We start from the raw sequence: 18,037 nt of genomic DNA, 5'->3' as shown, positions 1-18,037 counted from the left end.
CGGTCTGAACCTCTATGCTAGAGAACCGCCGCGCTTGGCGGAAACTGCCGTCGACGAGGGTTTTTATTGGTCAATATTCGCTGATAAACGGTGCGCTTTCGAAACGGTGCCCGGTAAACGGCGATAATCTCTGGAATGAGGCGTTCCCTGGTGGCTTCCGAAACGACAGGCTTGGCCGGAAGATATGCTTCCGCCCTCTATGAGCTGGCGGAAGGGGAAAAGGCTTTGGATGCCGTTGCGGGGGATTTGAAATCCCTGCGGCAGGCTCTGATCGAAAGCCCGGACCTCTCTCGCTTGGTACGTTCCCCGGTTTTGACGCGGGCAGAGCAGACGCGTGGTATCGCGGCGGTGCTGGAAAAGATGGGAGCGCATGCGCTGACCCAGAAGTTCCTTGGTACGGTCGCGTCCAACCGCCGTCTTTTCGCGATGAACGCGATGATTACTGCTTTCCTGGCCCAGCTTGCCGCCCGGCGCGGTGAAGTGACGGCCGATGTGACCTCTGCCGTCGAGCTGAGCGAAGCCCAGCTTGCCGACATTTCCGAGGCTCTGAAAAAGGGCGTTGGTCAGAAGGTCTCCGTTAATCTCTCCGTCGATCCGGCTTTGATCGGCGGGCTGGTCGTGCGTGTCGGTTCGCGCATGATCGACAATTCAATCCGTTCCAAGCTGCAGCGTTTGCAGCTTGCCATGAAAGGTGTTGGCTGATGGATATCCGCGCCGCTGAGATTTCTTCGATTCTGAAGGAACAGATCGCGAATTTCGGTACCGAAGCAGAAGTGGCCGAGGTCGGCCAGGTTCTCTCCGTCGGTGACGGTATCGCCCGCGTCTATGGTCTGGATCAGGTCCAGGCTGGTGAAATGGTCGAGTTCCCGGGCGGTATCCGGGGCATGGCGCTGAACCTTGAAGACGATAACGTCGGTATCGTTATCTTCGGCGACGACCGTTCAATCAAGGAAGGTGACACGGTCAAGCGGACCGGTTCCATCGTGGACGTTCCGGTCGGCAAGAGCCTGCTGGGTCGTGTTGTCGACGGTCTCGGTAACCCGATCGACGGCAAGGGTCCGCTGGAAAATGTCGAGCGCAAGCGCGTTGAAGTCAAAGCGCCGGGCATCATGCCGCGTAAATCCGTGCATGAGCCGATGCAGACCGGCCTCAAGGCCATCGACAGCCTGATCCCGGTCGGCCGTGGCCAGCGTGAGCTGATCATCGGTGACCGTCAGACAGGTAAGACCGCTATCGCAGTCGATGCTTTCATCAACCAGAAAGCCGTCAACGACGCCGCCGGCGACGACGACAGCAAGAAGATGTTCTGCATCTATGTCGCGATTGGCCAGAAGCGCTCCACCGTTGCTCAGATCGTGAAGACTCTGGAGGATTACGGCGCGATGGAATACTCCATCGTCGTGGCCGCCACCGCTTCCGAGCCGGCGCCGATGCAGTACCTGGCACCGTATACCGGCTGCACCATGGGTGAGTTCTTCCGCGATAACGGCATGCACAGCGTCATCGTGTATGACGATCTGTCCAAGCAGGCCGTTGCTTATCGTCAGATGTCCCTGCTTCTCCGTCGTCCTCCGGGGCGTGAAGCATTCCCGGGTGACGTCTTCTATCTGCACTCCCGCCTTCTCGAGCGTGCGGCGAAGATGAACGACGATCAGGGTGCAGGTTCCATGACCGCGCTGCCGGTCATCGAAACCCAGGCCGGCGACGTCTCCGCTTACATTCCGACCAACGTGATTTCCATCACCGACGGTCAGATTTTCCTCGAGACCGAACTGTTCTATCAGGGCATCCGTCCGGCCGTGAACGTCGGTCTCTCGGTTAGCCGTGTTGGTTCCGCCGCTCAGATCAAGGCGATGAAGCAGGTTGCCGGTTCCATCAAGCTGGAGCTCGCGCAGTATCGTGAAATGGCGGCCTTCGCGCAGTTCGCGTCGGACCTCGACCCGATCACGCAGAAGCTGCTGGCCCGTGGTGCTCGTCTGACCGAGCTGCTGAAGCAGCCGCAGTACTCTCCGCTGACGGTGGAAGAGCAGGTTGCGGTGATCTATGCCGGTGTGCGTGGCTATCTCGACGAGCTGCCGCTCGGCGATGTGACCCGCTTCGAGCAGGCCTATCTCTCGGAAATTCGTGCCAAGGGTAAGGACATCCTTGACGCGATCCGCACCGAGCAGGCGCTGACCGCTGATATCGAAGAAAAGCTGAAGGCATTCCTCAGCGGCTTCGTCAAGACCTTCGCCTGAGGATCGGCAGCTAGCGAGCAGAGCGAGGAGCATACATGGCCACCCTCAAGGACCTGAAGATCAGGATCAACAGCGTCAAGTCGACGCGGAAGATCACCTCTGCCATGAAAATGGTCGCGGCGGCTAAGCTCCGCCGTGCCCAGGAACAGGCGGAAGCCTCCCGGCCATATGCCGCGCGGATGAACCGGATGATTGCATCGCTGGCAGGCGCCGCGACGCAGGCCGGTGGTCCGAAGCTGCTGTCGGGAACCGGTCGTGACGATATCCACCTTCTGGTGGTCTTCACGGCAGACCGGGGCTTGTGCGGTGGCTTCAACAGCACGATCATCCGGGCGGCGCGCCAGCGTGTTCGGGCGCTTCGTGGTGAAGGCAAGACGGTCAAGCTGTTTTGCGTCGGCCGTCGTGGCAAGGATGCCCTGAAGCGCGAATTCGGCGATATCATCGTCGGCTCCGTCCAGGACGTGACCCGCAAGGGCGTGGCCTTTGCTTCGGCCGACGAGTTGGCGGCCCAGATCCTGAAGATGTTCGAAGACGAAGATTTCGACATCTGCAGCCTGCTGTTCAACCGCTTCCAGTCGGCGATGACCCAGATCATCACCAACCAGCAGATCATTCCGGCAAGTGTGCCGGAGGTGGAAGAGGACTCGTCCGCTTCTGAGAGCGGCGCTCTCTATGAGTACGAGCCGGACGAAGAAGCTATTCTGGCTGCGTTGCTGCCGCGTAATGTCGCGACGCAGATTTTCACCGCGCTGCTGGAAAGCAATGCCAGTGAACATGGAGCCCGGATGACCGCGATGGACAATGCCACGCGGAACGCAGGCGATATGATCGACAAGCTGACGCTGAACTACAACCGGGCGCGTCAGGCGAACATTACTAAGGAACTTATCGAGATCATCTCCGGTGCCGAGGCCGTCTAGGCCGTACTGAAGATACTCTTGATCGAATGGAATTAACGAGGATCCGGATATCCCGGATAGAGGTTTGGAGCTGACTTATGGCTAAGAATGCGACAGGCAAAGTCACACAGGTAATCGGCGCCGTTGTCGACGTTCAGTTCGACGGCGAGATCCCGGCCATCCTGAACGCCCTGCATACGAAAAATGGCGACAATCTGTTGGTTCTGGAGGTTGCTCAGCACCTCGGTGAGCGTACGGTTCGTACGATCGCCATGGACGGAACAGAAGGTCTGGTCCGCGGTCAGCCGGTGGAAGATACCGGCTCCCCGATCATGGTTCCGGTCGGTCCGGAAACCCTGGGCCGCATCATGAACGTCATCGGCGACCCGGTTGATGATGGCGCGCCGGTCAAGACCAAGAACAAATCCCCGATCCACCGTCAGGCTCCGTCCTTTGCCGAGCAGTCCACCGAAGCCGAGATTCTGGTCACCGGCATCAAGGTCGTTGACCTGCTCGCACCGTATGCCAAGGGCGGCAAGATCGGCCTGTTCGGCGGCGCCGGCGTGGGCAAGACGGTCCTGATCATGGAGCTCATCAACAACGTCGCGAAAGCGCACGGTGGTTACTCCGTGTTCGCGGGCGTTGGTGAGCGGACCCGTGAAGGTAACGATCTGTACCACGAGATGGTCGAATCCGGCGTTATCGTGCCGGACGGCGAAGGCTCCAAGGCAGCCCTGGTCTATGGCCAGATGAATGAGCCGCCAGGTGCCCGTTCCCGTGTTGCGCTGACCGGTCTGACCCAGGCCGAGTATTTCCGCGACGAAGAAGGCCAGGACGTGCTGTTCTTCGTGGATAACATTTTCCGTTTCACGCAGGCCGGTTCCGAAGTGTCCGCACTTCTCGGTCGTATCCCGTCGGCGGTGGGCTATCAGCCGACCCTGGCGACCGACATGGGTATGCTGCAGGAACGTATTACCACGACCAAGAAGGGCTCGATTACGTCCGTGCAGGCCATTTACGTGCCGGCCGATGACTTGACCGATCCGGCGCCTGCCACGTCCTTCTCGCATCTTGACGCGACCACGGTTCTCAGCCGTCAGATTGCCGAGCTCGGCATCTACCCGGCCGTTGACCCGCTCGACTCCACCTCCCGGATGCTTGATCCGCGGATCATCGGCGACGAGCATTACCAGATCGCCCGTTCGGTGCAGGAAGTGCTGCAGACCTACAAGTCCCTGCAGGACATCATCGCCATTCTCGGCATGGACGAGCTCTCGGAAGAAGATCGCCAGACCGTGGCTCGCGCCCGGAAGATCCAGCGTTTCCTCTCCCAGCCGTTCCACGTTGCCGAAGTCTTCACCGGTTCTCCGGGCAAGCTGGTTTCTCTCGAAGACACCATCAAGGGCTTCAAGGGCATCATTGCAGGCGAATACGACGATCTTCCGGAAGGCGCCTTCTACATGGTCGGCACCATCGAGGAAGCCGTCGAGAAGGCCAAGAAAATGGCGGCGGAAGCGGCTTAATTCAGGCCGCCTAACGGAGTGGAGCCATAGACATGGCCGAGACGACACAGTTCGAGCTGGTATCGCCGGAAAAGCTTCTTTACTCGGAAGCGGCCGAAATGGTCGTCGTCCCGGGTACTGAAGGATATTTCGGTGTGCTGCCGCGCCACGCGCCGATGATCTCGACCCTCGAGCCCGGTGTGATTGATATCCATCAGAACGGCTCCGTCGCCGAACGGATCTTCGTTGCCGGCGGTTTCGCCGAAGTGACGGAGACCCGCTGCACGGTGCTGGCCGAAGAAGCGCAGGTGCTGAAGGATGTCGACACAGCCAAGGTCGACTCTGAGATTTCCGACCTGCGTGATGATCTGAAGGACGCGAAGGAAGAGCTCGATCGTGAACGGATCGAGCGCCGGATCAAGATCCTGGAAGCGCTTCGCGCCGCGGCCGATTAAACGCCCGGATCAAAGACACTGAAATAACGAAACGGCTGGCGCTTGCGTCGGCCGTTTTGCTTTGGGAGCTGTCTTGCTTTGGCTGCTTGCCAGAGCGGCATAGCAAGGGCGGCATACCCGGGACGGCCTACCAGCTGGATTTTTCCTCGCTGGCCTTTTCCTTGCCTTTCTCGACCCGGTCTTTCAGCTCGTGATCCAGCTCGTCGGTCTGCCAGGAATGCATTTGGCTGACGATCCTGACCCGTGCCCGTTCAACCGAAGACTGGGCGTCGAACGCATCGCCATGCAGTTCCTTGTACGGCAATACGGGCAGATGCCACAGAATATGGATGATCGCCCGTTCCAGACCCGCTTCACCGCCAATCAAGTGCCTGTTCTCGAACGCGTCCAGCCAGATGGATACAAGGTCGTCCCAACCATCCAGCCCATACGCGACTTCCCGCCGCAGCTTCTGCAGTTTGGCGACAGAATTATCGACCTTCGAGAACATCCCGGCGATGCTCGCCAGCAGGCTATCGAGGGTGACAATCCGCTCGCTCACATAGCCGATGGTCTGATCCACCACCCTGAGAACAAGATTGATTGAATCAGCCACCTCGGGCCGCGATTCAGAAGCATAGATCTGCAGTGAGCCCCGAAGTTCCAGCAATCGGAGATGCTGGCGGAAAAGGAAGCCGTCGGTTTTTTTCTCCTTGTCGGAAGCAACAGAGCCAAACGGTGCGATGAGGCCGACGAGCGGTTCAAGCCAGTCACGGACCTCGTTGACCGTACAGCCGGCGCGCAATGCCGTGTGAGACATCACCTTCGAGACCAACTCGTCCATCCGGAACTCGGCGACGGCACTCTTGCCGGTCATCAAATTCAGCAGGGTTTGCGTGCTCGCCCGTGCCATAAAGGCGTCACCCTGCGCCACGCCACACTCGCGTGTCATCTGGGCGATACAGGACATCCGGACGATCTCTTTTTCTTCAAGGTCGCGCTGCGCCTGCTCGCGGGCCAGGCGGCGGATTTCCTCGTCCGGGTTATAGGCGGCATCGGCCTGTTGCAGGATGGAACGGATATTGAGCGGATCCAGATCCTGCGCATTCCGTGTGCCTAAAATCCTGCCATGAACTTCCTCGTCACGCTCGGACAAGACGCCCATGCTCGGGATCTGCTTCCAGTCGACAATGGCGAACTCTCCCCGGCGGGTGCCGGAGAAATTCGGGATCGTCGCTTCCAGCAAGCGCCCGCGCCCGCCGAGATACTCGCGCACACGGAGATGGTTGAACGCCGGTACGGACGCAAAGGGGACGCAAGTCCCGCGGCGCTCGAATGTCTGTGGAAGGTTGTTCGCGGCCCCGGACATTGTGTAATTGGCCTTATGTTATGCTCAACCGATGGTCGGCAATCGTGCGGAAACGCCACGGTGACGGCTGACGGTCAAGACCAACCCTATCAGTCCAGCGGCTGAAGGCAAGAAGACTAGCTAGCGCGACAGAAAACGCGCGAACCGGTCGAGGGCTGCCTGATAGACGGGCCGCTTGAATTCCACAATCAGGCGAAGAACCTCATCGCTGTCGGCCCAGCGCCAGGCATCGAATTCGACAGTATGGGCGGACAGGTGGATATCCTTGTCGGAACCGGTGAACCGGGCCAGGATCCATTTCTGCTTTTGCCCGCGATATCGGGATTTGATCCCCTTGCGGACGGCTTCAGGTGGAAAGTCGTAGGTCAGCCAGTCCGGTGTGATATCGAGCACCTCACAGGCGGTGACGCCGGTCTCTTCGGCGAGTTCGCGCAGGCCGGCCTGCAGTGGGTCCTCGCCATCGTCTACGCCGCCCTGGGGCATTTGCCAGGCAGCGGGCTTCATATCTGCGCGCCGGCCGATAAGGACCTTGCCCTCGTCATTGATCAGGACAATCCCGACGCAGGGACGGTAGGGGAGAGTGGCAGGTTCAGGCGCCATAAGCGGCATGATCCATTCTAAGTGTGTCTAGCGCAGGCTTTGCTTGTTCGCGATGGATGTCGCTGGCACCAGCGTGAAGCCGCGTTCGGCAAGCGTTGCGGACCAGGTTGCGAGCATATCTATCGTCATCGGCAGGGGCGGGACGACACCGAGTGCGTATCCGGTGCGCTGTGCGGTGCGCTCCAGGGCAGCGAACCGCCGCTCCATTTCCGAAATAGCCGGATTGTCGTCGATATTTGCATTTGCCACGGCCCGGGGAAGCTGGATGGAACCGGCGATTTCCAGCGCGATGGTCCGTGAGGTCGCGGCGCTGTCGACATACATCAACCCGCGTTCCTTCAGGACCGCGAGGACCGGCGTCAGCGCCTCTTCGTCAGTGGTGAATTGCGATCCTTTCACGCCGATCACGCCGGCATAGCCGACGGTCCGGCCAAGCGCTGATTCTAGCCGGTTGAGATTGTCGACCGCGCTGAGCGACGTCAGCAGCGTCAATGGTCCAGGGTCGTTGATCGGGTACCCGAAGGGCTCCATGGGAATATCGAGAAAAATCTCATGCCCCGCCCGCTGGGCTATCGCGACCTGATCGTCCAGATCGCTCGCCGCGGGAGAGAAGGAGAACGAGATCTCCGGGCTGAGAATTTCGGCTGCCGCCTCCGTCAGGGAGCGGGACACGCCCATCCGGGTCATGATAATGGCGATCCGGGGAAGTTTTGTATCTCCGTCGAAGGGCCTGGCGTAGGTCTCCCAGGCTTTGCGCCCGTCGGGAGCCACCATCGGGAGCATGCCCTTCTCGGTTTCCTCGACAAGCGCCAGTTCGAACCGCGGACCCTTCTGTTCTTCCGGTGCGGGCTCAGTACCGGCCTGGCCGGTACCATTGGGGTCCTGCCCATCCGGGGCCGCACCTTGCTCCGGACTTCCATGCCCGTCGCCCTCAGCGCTCGCCATGGCGTGATCGTCGCCATGACTGTCGGGCTTCGGCGCAGGCTTGTTGTCGAGGCTTGTATTCGACTCCGGAACGGCACCGTCCTCAAGGACGGCAACCTTCAGGATCGGCCGCCGGGCCTCGCGCTCGGCGACGGTTTCCGGACCGTTCACCACCAGCCATCCAACGACGGCGCCGAGGCCTCCGATTACGGAGATGCCAAGCACCGCCATCCCGGCGATGCGCAGGATTTTGCCAATCCGGCTGGTCTTTTGCGGCGGATTGCTATCGCCAGCGATATCGTCTTCAGCGCCTTCCGCCGGGTTCCGTTTACGAAACGGAAGTCCCGGCAGCTTCAGGCTGATTTTTGGTATGGGTAGCTTCAATTCACGATGCGCTGTTGGTAAAGGTCAATGCCGCGCAGCAGATCGATGGCCCGGGCGAGCTGGTAATCTTCCTGCTCGGGCTTTGTCTCTGCTGTGTCGTCTGCGTCTTCCGGAGTTCCTGCCGGCGCGGCTTCGCCATTGCCTGCAGGATTGTTCAGGGCGCCGCGCAAGTCGGCTTCACGGCGTCCCCTTCCGTTATCGAGCTTTTCGATCCGGGCCAGCGGCACGTCGATGTCCGGCTCGATCCCTGTCTGCTGGATGGAGCGGCCGGACGGTGTGTAATAGCGCGCCGTGGTCAGTCGCATGGCGACCTGGCCGGAAAGCGGGATGATGGTCTGGACCGACCCCTTGCCGAAGCTCTTGGTGCCAAGGAGGATCGCGCGGCGATGGTCCTGCAGCGCGCCGGCGACGATTTCGGAAGCGGAGGCCGAACCGCCGTTGATCAGCACCACGATCGGTTTGCCGTCGGTGAGGTCGCCGGGCTTGGCGTGAACGCGGGATGCATTCTCCGGATCGCGGCCGCGGGTGGACACGATTTCGCCCTGCTCAAGGAAGGTGTCGGATACCGTGATCGCTTCGTCGAGCAGGCCGCCCGGGTTGTTGCGCAGATCAATCACATAGCCGGTGAGCTTGTTGCCCTTCTCGGCCTTGATCTTCTCGATCGCCGTGCGCAGACCGGAAGTCGTCTGCTCGTTGAAAGTGGTGATGCGGATATAGCCGACATCGTCGATCATCCGCGAGCGCACGGACCGGATCTTGATGACCGCACGGGTAAGCGTGACGTCGAACGGTTCTTTCGTCCCGCGCCGGATGGAGATGGTCAGATCGGAATCGACCGGGCCACGCATTCTTTCGACCGCCTGGCCGAGGGTCAGGCCCATGACCGGCTCGCCATCGAGATGGGTGATCAGGTCGCCTGGCTCCAGACCGGCTTCCGCCGCGGGTGTGTCGTCGATGGGTGAGACGACCTTGACCAGGCCGTTCTCCATGGAAACCTCGATGCCGAGGCCGCCGAACTCACCCTTGGTCTGCACCCGCATGTCGCGGAAGCTCTTGGAATTGAGAAAGCTTGAATGCGGGTCGAGGTTGGTCAGCATGCCGTTAATGGCCGCTTCCATCAGCTCCTGATCGGTGACTTCCTCGACATATTCGGACCGCACCCGTTCGAACACGTCGGCGAACAGCTTGAGCTGGTCGTAGGTGTCATGGGTCGGCTTCAGTTGCGCCTTCGCATCTTCCGATGGCGGCGCGAACAGCAATGCGGTTACGGCCACGGCACCAACCAAAGCGGCTGTGGTCCAGAATTTCGTCTGACGGATCGATTTCATCATCGCCTTACCTTGTTCGTGCGCGCGGACCACCATGGTAACGGATCGATCGGGGCACCATTGTGGCGAAACTCCACATAGAGCCCCTCTGTTCCGTCTGCACCCGTCCCGACATCTCCCATGCGAGCCACAGGCTCGCCTGCAAGCACGCCCTGCCCGACCTGAACATCGACCAAGGACATACCTGCCATCAAGGTAAGGTAGTCTTGACCATGTTCAATCATCACAATCTGACCATATCCGCGAAACGGTCCGGCATAAATGACTTTTCCGTCAAAAGGGGCAACGACTTGAGCGTTTTCGCGTGTCGCGATCACAACCCCCTGTTCGGTCAGGCCCAACCGGTTCGCGACACCGTATCGCTGGCTGATCTCACCGGTGGCCGGATAGGTCAGCCCGCCCTTACTCGCGCCAATCTCCGGACCCGCTGGCAGGTCTGCGACGAAATCCGGTGAGACAGCGGCAATACCGGGTGTTGCGCTGACGGTATCGGCCGGTGCGGCGCCCGGCGCCACGGCACTCTCGCCGGAAGGTACTGCGTCTTTCTGGACCATCGAATCCAGCCGGGCCCGTGCTTTGTCTCCCGCTGCCTTGTGGCGTTCGATTTTCTGCATCAGGTCGCGCAGATCCCGCGCCGAGGCGGCGAGCGCATTCAGCCTGTCGACGACCGCTGATCGCTCCCGGACCATCGACCGCCTTGCTTCCTGCTTCTCCTTGAGAAGAGCGGTGACGGTTGCCCGTTCGCGATCGAGCGCGCTCGTCGCCGAGGCAAGACGCCGCTTTTCCTCCATGATGCCGCGCTCGACGGCTTCATGCCGGGCAATCTCGGTTGCGAGTTGCCCGGCGTCCCGGCGCAGGCTCGGCGCGAGAGAGCTGAGCAGCATGGCCGTGTGCACGGTATCGAGCGGATCGGCGGGAGACGCGACCATGGCGACCGGCGGTCGTGCGGCCAGACGGCGGAGGGCGCCGGAGACCCGGGCGAGCTGCCGCTTCTTCGCCCCGAGAACCTCCGCGCTCAATGTCCGCTTGCTCTTGAGATCTGCAAGTTTCTGCTCGACGGCGGTCAGTGCCGCTTCGCGCTCCTGCGTGGCTTCGGCGGCCTGGACCAGCGCGTGCCGCAGGCGCTGCAGTTCCTGCTCCACGCTGTCAGCGAGCTCGTCCAGGTCACGCTTGCGCGCGACACCGCTTTGCAGTGCCTTTTCCACCTGGTCGAGATTGTGGTTCAGGGTTTCCGCCTCGGGGAGCGGGTCGGCGCTACGTGCCGGCATCGTCCCGACAAGCAGGCCAGCCACTGCGAGCGCCGCGACGGAAACCGGCACCCGGCCTGCCATGCCTCGTTTGCTCCTCATGGTGCAGGCCCATGGGGTGCGGGTCCATGGGCGCGTGTCATGGCGCGCGCCGTCGCTACTCTGCCGCGCTGGCGGCGCTGGAGCGCAACATGGAAGTGCCCGTCATGTCCGCCGGCTGGGCCAGGCCGAGCAGGTCCAGCAGGGTCGGCGCCACATCGGCAAGACGGCCGGTTGCGAGGCTCTCGATCCCGGCCGGGGCATTGACCAGAACGGTCGGCACCAGATTGGTTGTGTGCGCCGTATGCGGGCCACCGTTCTCCGGGTCCCGCATCAATTCACAATTGCCATGATCGGCTGTCAGGAACATGCAGCCGCCGGTCTTGCGCAGGGCCGCTTCGATCTTTCCGACAGCGCCATCCACGGTTTCCACGGCCTTGATCGCCGCTTCCAGACTGCCGGTATGGCCGACCATGTCCGGGTTGGCGAAGTTGCAGACGATCAGGTCGTATTTGCCGCTTTCGATGGCATCGACCAGTTTTTCGGTCAGCTCCGGCGCGGACATTTCGGGTTGCAGATCATATGTCCGCACTTTCGGTGACGGCACCATGATCCGGTCCTCGCCCTCGAACACTTCCTCGCGACCACCATTCAGGAAGAAGGTGACGTGCGGATATTTCTCGGTCTCGGCCATGCGCAGCTGGGCGAGGCCCGCTTTTGCCACCGTCTCGCCGAGGGTGTTCTTCAGGTCGAGTGCGGGGAACAGCACCGACAGGAACGGGTCGAGCGCGCTCGAATAACTCACCATCCCGGCGGCAGCGGCGAATTTGAGCGGCCGGGGGCGGGCGAATCCGTCGAATGCGGGATCGAGCAGGCTGGCCAGGATCTCCCGCATCCGGTCAGCCCGGAAATTGGCGGAGAGCAGGACGTCGCCATCCTTCACGCCGTCATAGCCCGGCATTGCCGCCGGGGTGACGAACTCGTCGGTCTCACCGGCTGCATAGGCCTGGCTGATTTCCGAGAGCGGATCGGCAGCGGCATTTCCTTCCGCTTCCGCAATGACCTTGTAGGCCTTTTCAACGCGTTCCCAGCGATTGTCCCGGTCCATGGCGTAGAAGCGGCCGGAGATGGTAGCGATCTTCGCGCCGTCCGGAAGATCCGCCAGCAGGCGTTCCATATCGCCGCGCGCACTCTTCGGCGGGGTGTCCCGGCCATCGAGGAAGGCATGGATCAGGACGTCGATACCGGCATCGGTGAGCACCCGCGCGAGTGCTGCGATATGAGACTGATGCGCATGCACGCCGCCGGGAGAGGTGAGGCCGAGCAAATGGCAGCGTCCGGTGCCGGCTTTTGCCTTATCAATAAGCGCTTTCAGAGCGGGGATGCCGGCGAGGCTGCCATCGGCAACCGCCTTGCTGATGCGGGGCAGGTCCTGCATGACCACGCGTCCGGCACCGAGATTCATGTGCCCGACTTCGGAATTGCCCATCTGGCCGTCCGGAAGGCCGACATCGGCGCCGCTGGCGCGCATGTAGCCGCTCGGCTCGGAGGCGGTCAGTCGATCGACATTCGGGGTGTTTGCGAGGGCGACGGCATTGTTGTCACGCTCGCTGCGCTGTCCCCAGCCGTCCATGATGCAGAGGACGACGGGACGCGGTTTGTTCAGCTGCTCGGTCATGGTTCCGGTTTATACAGAATTAGGGGGCCTTGGTCATCCCGATGATGATGATCGGGTCATTCCCGATGATAGGGATGTCCGGCCAGAATTTGCTGCGCGCGATAGAGCTGTTCGGCGATCATCCCGCGTACCAGCATGTGCGGCCAGGTTGCCCGGCCGAGCGAGAACAGCAGATCCGCCCGGCTACGGACGCGATCGTGATGTCCGTCCGCACCGCCGATCAGGAACACAATGTCGCGGATGCCGTCATCGCGCCAGCCACCGATCCTGCCTGAGAATTCAGCACTTGAAAGCGCTTTGCCCCGCTCGTCCAGTACCACGGCGATGGCACCGTCCGGCACGAGGGCCAGGAGCTGTGTTGCTTCTTCTTCCTGCATCTGTTCGGGCGGGAGCTTGCGGCGGATATCGACTTCGCGAAGCTCCAGCGGCCAGGAAAGGCGCCCGCTGTAATGCGCGAACAGGTCCGAATGGACGTCACGACGGGCTTTGCCGACCGCAGCGAGGGTCAGTTTCATGGATATTTTCCGTGACCGGGCGATGTCGAGGCGGGCGCCGGTTCAAATTGTCGGCGCCGCGCCAGCATCCGATCGGTTACTCAGGCGTGGGCAAATTCCCGGGCATCGTCCATGCCGCCGACCTGGACGGTCCTGCCGCTGTCTGCGAGCTCGCTGCCCCACATTTTCTCAAGTCCGTAGAATTCGCGGACTTCCGGGCGGAACAGGTGCACGATGATGTCACCGGCATCGACCAGAACCCAATCGCCCTGCGAGAGACCCTCTACCGAGATTCCCTTCACGCCGGCGGATTTCAGTTTCTCGATGAGGTGTTCCGCCATAGAGGCGACTTGGCGGGTGGATCGCCCGCTTGCGATGATCATGCAATCGCATATCGAGGTTTTGCCTTCGAGGTCGATAACGACCAGATCCTCAGCCTTAAGATCGTCGAGCGAGCGAGAGGCCAGATCGACGAGGCTTTCCCTTGAAGGGAGAGCGGATTTTTTCGGTATGACTGTCTCCTTTCGCGCCAGAGGCGCTAAGCCGATCAAATAATGCGGCCCCGTCAATCCGGAACGGCGCCACAATGCGTGCCATATATCAGGAATAGCGTCCGTTTGTCCTGCTATCCCGCCCCATACCGGATCCGGGTAGCGGACAACGGATTAAGCGGGGTGTGAAAGAACACCCACGCCGGTGCCCGTCGATTGCGAAGCTGTGACCCGGAACGCTCCCGGATACGCATCCTGGCAAAACGGCGGGCCGCCGGGCCCGACAAGGCCCTTAGAGAATAGGATGGACGGTCGAAAACTGCAATGACGACACTGTTGAAGATTTGTTGCCATGCAGCCCAGCGATGGAAGCCGACCAGATTATCCGCCCCCATGACCCAGATGAACCGGGCGTCCCGGACGGTGCCGACCAGGGTGCGGAGCGTGTCGGCCGTGAACTGTGTGCCGAGCTGAACCTCGATATCCGTGACCCGGATCCTGGAGTGATGCCGGGCCAGCCGCTCGGCCGAGGCCATGCGCTCGGCGAACGGCGCCATACCGTTCGCGGTTTTCAGCGGATTCTGCGGCGAGACCATCCACCAGACCTCGTCCGCTTTGAGCCTCCGCAGGGCGTAGAGCGCGACGTCGAGATGGCCTTTATGCGCAGGGTTGAAGGACCCGCCCATCACCGCGATGGTCTTGCCGCGCGCGGCGGCCAGGAAGCGACGGGCCTTGGGGTTCTTGATCATGACAGGGTGCCGGACATGCTGCCAGTCTGGCGCAGATGCCCGCTCACGGGCGAGTCTGGCCGGTTCCGGTCACGACATATTTGAAGCTGGTCAGCTGTTCCGCCCCGACCGGTCCCCGCGCATGCAACTTGCCGGTGGATATGCCGATCTCCGCGCCCATGCCGAACTCGCCGCCGTCGGCGAACTGGGTCGAGGCGTTATGCAGCACGATGGCGCTATCCACGCGGGAGGTGAAGCGCGCGGCCGCCGCGTCGTCATCAGTCACGATACTGTCCGTGTGGTGCGAGCCGTAGTGGTTGATATGGTCGATTGCCGCATCCACACCATCGAGTACCCGGATCGAGAGAATGGCGTCCAGATACTCCGTGGACCAGTCGGCTTCCGTCGTTTCTTGCATATCCGGAACGATTTTCCGTGCCGCTGCGTCGCCCTTGATCTGGCAGCCCGCTTCCCGTAGCGCGGCGGCGATGCCGGGGAGTTGGTCGGCCGCGACTTTTTCATCGATCAACAGCGTTTCGGCGGACCCGCAAACGCTGGTCCGGCGCATTTTCGAGTTTAGTACGATATCGCGCGCCATGGCCGGGTCCGCCGCCGCGTCGACATAGACATGGCAGACGCCGTCGAGATGGGCGATGACCGGAATCCGGCTTTCTTTCTGCACCCGCTCGATCAGGCTCTTGCCGCCACGCGGCACGATGATGTCCACGCTGTCGTTCATGGTCAGCAGCACGCCGACCGCCGCCCGGTCGCGGGTCGGGATAAGCTGCACCGCAGCTTCCGGCAGACCGGCCGCTTTCAGGCCCCGATGCAGGCACTCGACCAGCGCGTTCGAGGAATGGAAGCTCTCCGAGCCACCACGCAGGATCGCCGCGTTACCGGATTTCAGGCAAAGGCTGCCAGCATCCGCCGTCACGTTCGGGCGGGATTCATAGATGATGCCGATGACGCCGAGGGGCACCCGGACACGGGCGATTTTCAGCCCGTTCGGGCGGTCCCATTCGGCCATCACGCCGCCGATCGGATCGGGCAGCGCGGCGACGTCTTCCATGCCCTGGGCGATGGCTTCGATCCGGCCCGCATCCAGTTTCAGGCGGTCCATCAGGGAGTCTCGGACGCCTTTTTCTTTTGCAAAATCAATGTCTTTCGCGTTTGCGGACAGGATTTGAGGCTGAGACGCACGGATCGCCTCGGCAGCACCCTTAAGCGCCGCATTTTTTTGTTCCGTTGTCGCAATGGCCAGGGCTGCGGCGGCTTCACGCGCGGCCGCGCCAAGGCTGGACATCATCCCGGCAATATCGCCGTTATCTGTGCTGTCGATCTCAAGAATGGCCATCGGTCCATTCGCTCCCCAATTTCTTCCGGTGCGCGCCGGTCAGCGCTCAAGCACCAGATCGTCCCTGTGGACCAGCTCGTCCCGGCCACGGTAGCCGAGGACCCGCTCTATTTCACGGGATTTGTACCCGGCGATCAGCTTAGCGTCCGCTGCACTATAGGCCGAAAGCCCGCGCGCAACCGGCCGTCCCGCCGGATCGAGGATTTCCACCAGATCGCCGCGTTCGAAACTTCCGCCGACCGCCGTGACGCCCGCCGGGAGCAGGCTCTTGCCACGGGTCAGCGCTTTCAGGGCGCCTTCATCAAGTGTGAGGGAGCCTTTTGGCGTGAGAGAGCCGGCAATCCAGTTCTTGCGGGCACCGCGCGGTGTGGTCGCTGCCGCGAACCAGGTCACGGGCGCGCCTTCACTGACGGCGCGGAGCGGATGCGGCGCGTAGCCCTTGGCGATGGCCATGCGGCACCCGGCGGCGGTGGCGATCTTCCCGGCGGCGATCTTGGTCACCATGCCGCCCGACGCGTGATCGCTGCCGGCGGTTCCGGCCATGGCTTCGATCTCCGCGTCGATAAGCTCGACGAAGGGAATATGAGCGGCGGCGGCGTCGCGTCGCGGGTCGGCGGTATAGAGGCCGTCGATGTCGGAGAGCAGGATCAGCGTATCGGCACTCACCATCTGGGCGACGCGGGCGCCGAGCCTGTCATTGTCCCCGAACCGGATTTCCTCGGTCGCGACCGTATCGTTCTCGTTGATGACGGGCACCGCACCGAGGCTGAGCAGCGCGGTCAGCGTGGAGCGCGCGTTCAGGTGGCGTCGCCGCTCTTCGGTATCGTCGGGAGAGAGCAGGATCTGCGCGACCGTAATGCCATGGCGGGCGAGCGCTTCCTGATAGGCATGGGCAAGCCGGATCTGGCCGGTAGCGGCGGCGGCCTGCTTTTCTTCCAGCTTCAGCGCCCCCTTGGGCAGGCCGAGATGGCGCCGTCCGACGGCAATGGCGCCGGAGGAGACGACGAGCACCTGCTTGCCGCGCGCTTTCAGCTCGGCGATATCATCGGCAAGCGAGTTCAGCCAGTCGCGTCGGACCTCACCGCCGTCTTCGTCCACGAGCAGGGCCGAGCCGATCTTGACGACGATCCGTTCAGCGTCGTCCAGACCGGCACTCTTCAGTTGTTCGGTACCGTCGGGCCTCATACGGGAGACCAGCCGGCTCCAGTCTTGCCGGTTTCTTCGGAGGCTTCTGTTTCGTCTTCAGGCTCGGAGAAGTCGGTGTCGTCCTTCGCCGCCGCGTCCTTACGCGCGCGGCGCGCTTCCTGAACGGGTCCGATAAGGGCAGAAAGCGCGGTATCGAGGCCGGCGCCGGAGATGGCTGAAAGGGTGATCACCTCGCGGCCGATTTCCTCCTGCACCATATCGACCAGCACCGGGATATCTTCCTCGGGCACCGAGTCGATCTTGGAAAGTGCGACGATCTCCTGTTTGTCGGAGAGGCCCCCGCCATATTCCTCCAGCTCCTGGCGCACGGTGCGATAGGCCGCGGCCGGATCGTTCTGAGTGGCGTCGACCAGATGCAGCAGCACGGCGCAGCGCTCAACATGGCCGAGAAAACGGTGGCCGAGCCCGGCTCCTTCGGAAGCGCCCTCGATCAGGCCCGGAATATCGGCAATGACGAATTCTTCCTTGCCGACCGTGGCAACGCCGAGACCGGGATGCAATGTGGTGAAAGGGTAATCTGCGATTTTCGGGCGGGCCCGCGTGACACTGGACAGGAAAGTCGATTTTCCGGCATTGGGCAGGCCGATCAGCCCCGCGTCGGCAATCAGTTTCAGCCGCAGCCAGACCCACATTTCCTCCCCCGGCCAGCCGGGCAGGGACTTGCGCGGGGCCTGGTTTGTGGAGGTTTTGTAATGCGCGTTACCGAAACCGCCGTCGCCGCCCTTCATCAGGACGATACGCTCACCGACCTTCGTCAGATCGGCGATGACATGTTCGCGGTCGTCGTCGAGGACCTGCGTGCCGACCGGCAGGCGCAGCACGGAGTCGCCGCCGCTGGCGCCGCTGCGGTTACCGCCGGAGCCGGGACGGCCGCTGTCTGCCTTGAAATGCTGTTGGTACCGGTAGTCGATCAGCGTGTTCAGGCCATCGACGCATTCCAGCACGACGGCGCCGCCGCGACCGCCATCGCCACCGTCCGGCCCACCATATTCGATGAAAGCCTCGCGCCGGAAACTGACGCAACCGGGGCCGCCGTCGCCGCTCTTCAGAAACACCTTGGCCTGATCGAGGAACTTCATCTCATGTCATCCAGTGAGAACCCGGCCCGGCGACCCGAAATTGG

17 protein-coding genes are annotated in these 18,037 nt (G+C 62.1%); 5 read left to right on the top strand and 12 right to left on the bottom strand.

The genetic code is table 11. The features are described 5' to 3' along the window. The first annotated feature begins 150 nt into the window (after positions 1 to 150). The 5 genes from K328_RS0111570 to K328_RS0111550 all read left to right on the top strand — a co-directional run bounded on the left by K328_RS0111570 (position 151) and on the right by K328_RS0111550 (position 5,093). Positions 151 to 702 carry a F0F1 ATP synthase subunit delta gene (locus tag K328_RS0111570; protein WP_028466110.1) on the top strand — a complete coding sequence of 184 codons (552 nt, stop codon included), beginning with the start codon at positions 151 to 153 and terminating at the stop codon, positions 700 to 702. After that, on the top strand, positions 702 to 2,237 hold the full coding sequence (gene atpA / locus K328_RS0111565; RefSeq protein ID WP_028466109.1) for a F0F1 ATP synthase subunit alpha: 1,536 nt from the start codon (positions 702 to 704) through the stop codon (positions 2,235 to 2,237). The genes K328_RS0111570 and atpA overlap by 1 nt, the downstream gene beginning before the upstream one ends. 35 nt (positions 2,238 to 2,272) lie before the next feature. Continuing rightward, entirely contained in the window at positions 2,273 to 3,157 is an 885-nt protein-coding gene (locus tag K328_RS0111560) for a F0F1 ATP synthase subunit gamma (protein WP_028466108.1), read from the top strand. Between the two features lie 77 nt (positions 3,158 to 3,234). Then, positions 3,235 to 4,659, top strand: coding sequence for a F0F1 ATP synthase subunit beta (atpD, locus tag K328_RS0111555; RefSeq protein WP_028466107.1), 1,425 nt, complete (start codon positions 3,235 to 3,237; stop codon positions 4,657 to 4,659). 32 nt (positions 4,660 to 4,691) lie between these two features. Next, the gene (locus K328_RS0111550; protein ID WP_028466106.1) at positions 4,692 to 5,093 is read left to right on the top strand and encodes a F0F1 ATP synthase subunit epsilon; all 402 of its coding nucleotides are present in this window, start codon (positions 4,692 to 4,694) and stop codon (positions 5,091 to 5,093) included. Positions 5,094 to 5,220: 127 nt separating this feature from the next. Here K328_RS0111550 and K328_RS0111545 read toward each other — a convergent pair whose 3' ends face one another. The 12 genes from K328_RS0111545 to obgE form a co-directional block, all read right to left on the bottom strand. Next, positions 5,221 to 6,441: a hypothetical protein gene (locus K328_RS0111545; protein ID WP_028466105.1), complete on the bottom strand. Its 1,221-nt coding sequence runs from the start codon at positions 6,439 to 6,441 to the stop codon at positions 5,221 to 5,223. A gap of 120 nt (positions 6,442 to 6,561) precedes the next feature. Further along, the gene (locus K328_RS0111540) at positions 6,562 to 7,041 is read right to left on the bottom strand and encodes an RNA pyrophosphohydrolase (protein WP_028466104.1); all 480 of its coding nucleotides are present in this window, start codon (positions 7,039 to 7,041) and stop codon (positions 6,562 to 6,564) included. 27 nt (positions 7,042 to 7,068) lie between these two features. Then, entirely contained in the window at positions 7,069 to 8,349 is a 1,281-nt protein-coding gene (locus K328_RS25815; protein ID WP_051284813.1) for a divergent polysaccharide deacetylase family protein, read from the bottom strand. After that, positions 8,346 to 9,680 carry a S41 family peptidase gene (locus K328_RS0111530; RefSeq protein ID WP_425411515.1) on the bottom strand — a complete coding sequence of 445 codons (1,335 nt, stop codon included), beginning with the start codon at positions 9,678 to 9,680 and terminating at the stop codon, positions 8,346 to 8,348. Before K328_RS0111530 ends, K328_RS25815 begins: the two co-directional genes overlap by 4 nt. Continuing rightward, a complete protein-coding gene (locus K328_RS0111525) occupies positions 9,677 to 11,026 on the bottom strand; it encodes a murein hydrolase activator EnvC family protein (RefSeq protein ID WP_156901289.1) in 1,350 nt (449 codons plus the stop codon). Before K328_RS0111525 ends, K328_RS0111530 begins: the two co-directional genes overlap by 4 nt. A 55-nt stretch (positions 11,027 to 11,081) precedes the next feature. Continuing rightward, complete coding sequence (gene gpmI, locus K328_RS0111520) at positions 11,082 to 12,641, bottom strand: 2,3-bisphosphoglycerate-independent phosphoglycerate mutase (protein ID WP_028466101.1); 1,560 nt, start codon at positions 12,639 to 12,641, stop codon at positions 11,082 to 11,084. A 56-nt stretch (positions 12,642 to 12,697) separates the two neighbouring features. Then, positions 12,698 to 13,156, bottom strand: a complete 459-nt coding sequence (gene rlmH, locus K328_RS0111515; RefSeq protein WP_028466100.1) for a 23S rRNA (pseudouridine(1915)-N(3))-methyltransferase RlmH — start codon at positions 13,154 to 13,156, stop codon at positions 12,698 to 12,700. Positions 13,157 to 13,236: 80 nt separating this feature from the next. Beyond that, the gene (gene rsfS / locus K328_RS23680) at positions 13,237 to 13,686 is read right to left on the bottom strand and encodes a ribosome silencing factor (RefSeq protein WP_416366260.1); all 450 of its coding nucleotides are present in this window, start codon (positions 13,684 to 13,686) and stop codon (positions 13,237 to 13,239) included. Between the two features lie 74 nt (positions 13,687 to 13,760). After that, positions 13,761 to 14,375, bottom strand: a complete 615-nt coding sequence (locus K328_RS0111505; protein ID WP_051284812.1) for a nicotinate-nucleotide adenylyltransferase — start codon at positions 14,373 to 14,375, stop codon at positions 13,761 to 13,763. A 43-nt stretch (positions 14,376 to 14,418) separates the two neighbouring features. Beyond that, the gene (locus K328_RS0111500; protein WP_028466098.1) at positions 14,419 to 15,708 is read right to left on the bottom strand and encodes a glutamate-5-semialdehyde dehydrogenase; all 1,290 of its coding nucleotides are present in this window, start codon (positions 15,706 to 15,708) and stop codon (positions 14,419 to 14,421) included. A 39-nt stretch (positions 15,709 to 15,747) separates the two neighbouring features. Beyond that, positions 15,748 to 16,893, bottom strand: coding sequence for a glutamate 5-kinase (proB, locus tag K328_RS0111495; protein WP_036553928.1), 1,146 nt, complete (start codon positions 16,891 to 16,893; stop codon positions 15,748 to 15,750). Beyond that, the gene (gene obgE / locus K328_RS23675) at positions 16,890 to 17,993 is read right to left on the bottom strand and encodes a GTPase ObgE (protein ID WP_084608256.1); all 1,104 of its coding nucleotides are present in this window, start codon (positions 17,991 to 17,993) and stop codon (positions 16,890 to 16,892) included. Before obgE ends, proB begins: the two co-directional genes overlap by 4 nt. Positions 17,994 to 18,037 lie beyond the last annotated feature (44 nt).

Origin of the sequence: Nisaea denitrificans DSM 18348, assembly GCF_000426505.1 — a bacterium.
GTDB classification, from domain to species: Bacteria; Pseudomonadota; Alphaproteobacteria; order Thalassobaculales; family Thalassobaculaceae; genus Nisaea; species Nisaea denitrificans.
The sequence above is the reverse complement of the archived record's forward strand: the minus strand, read 5'-3'. Positions and strand labels throughout refer to the sequence as shown.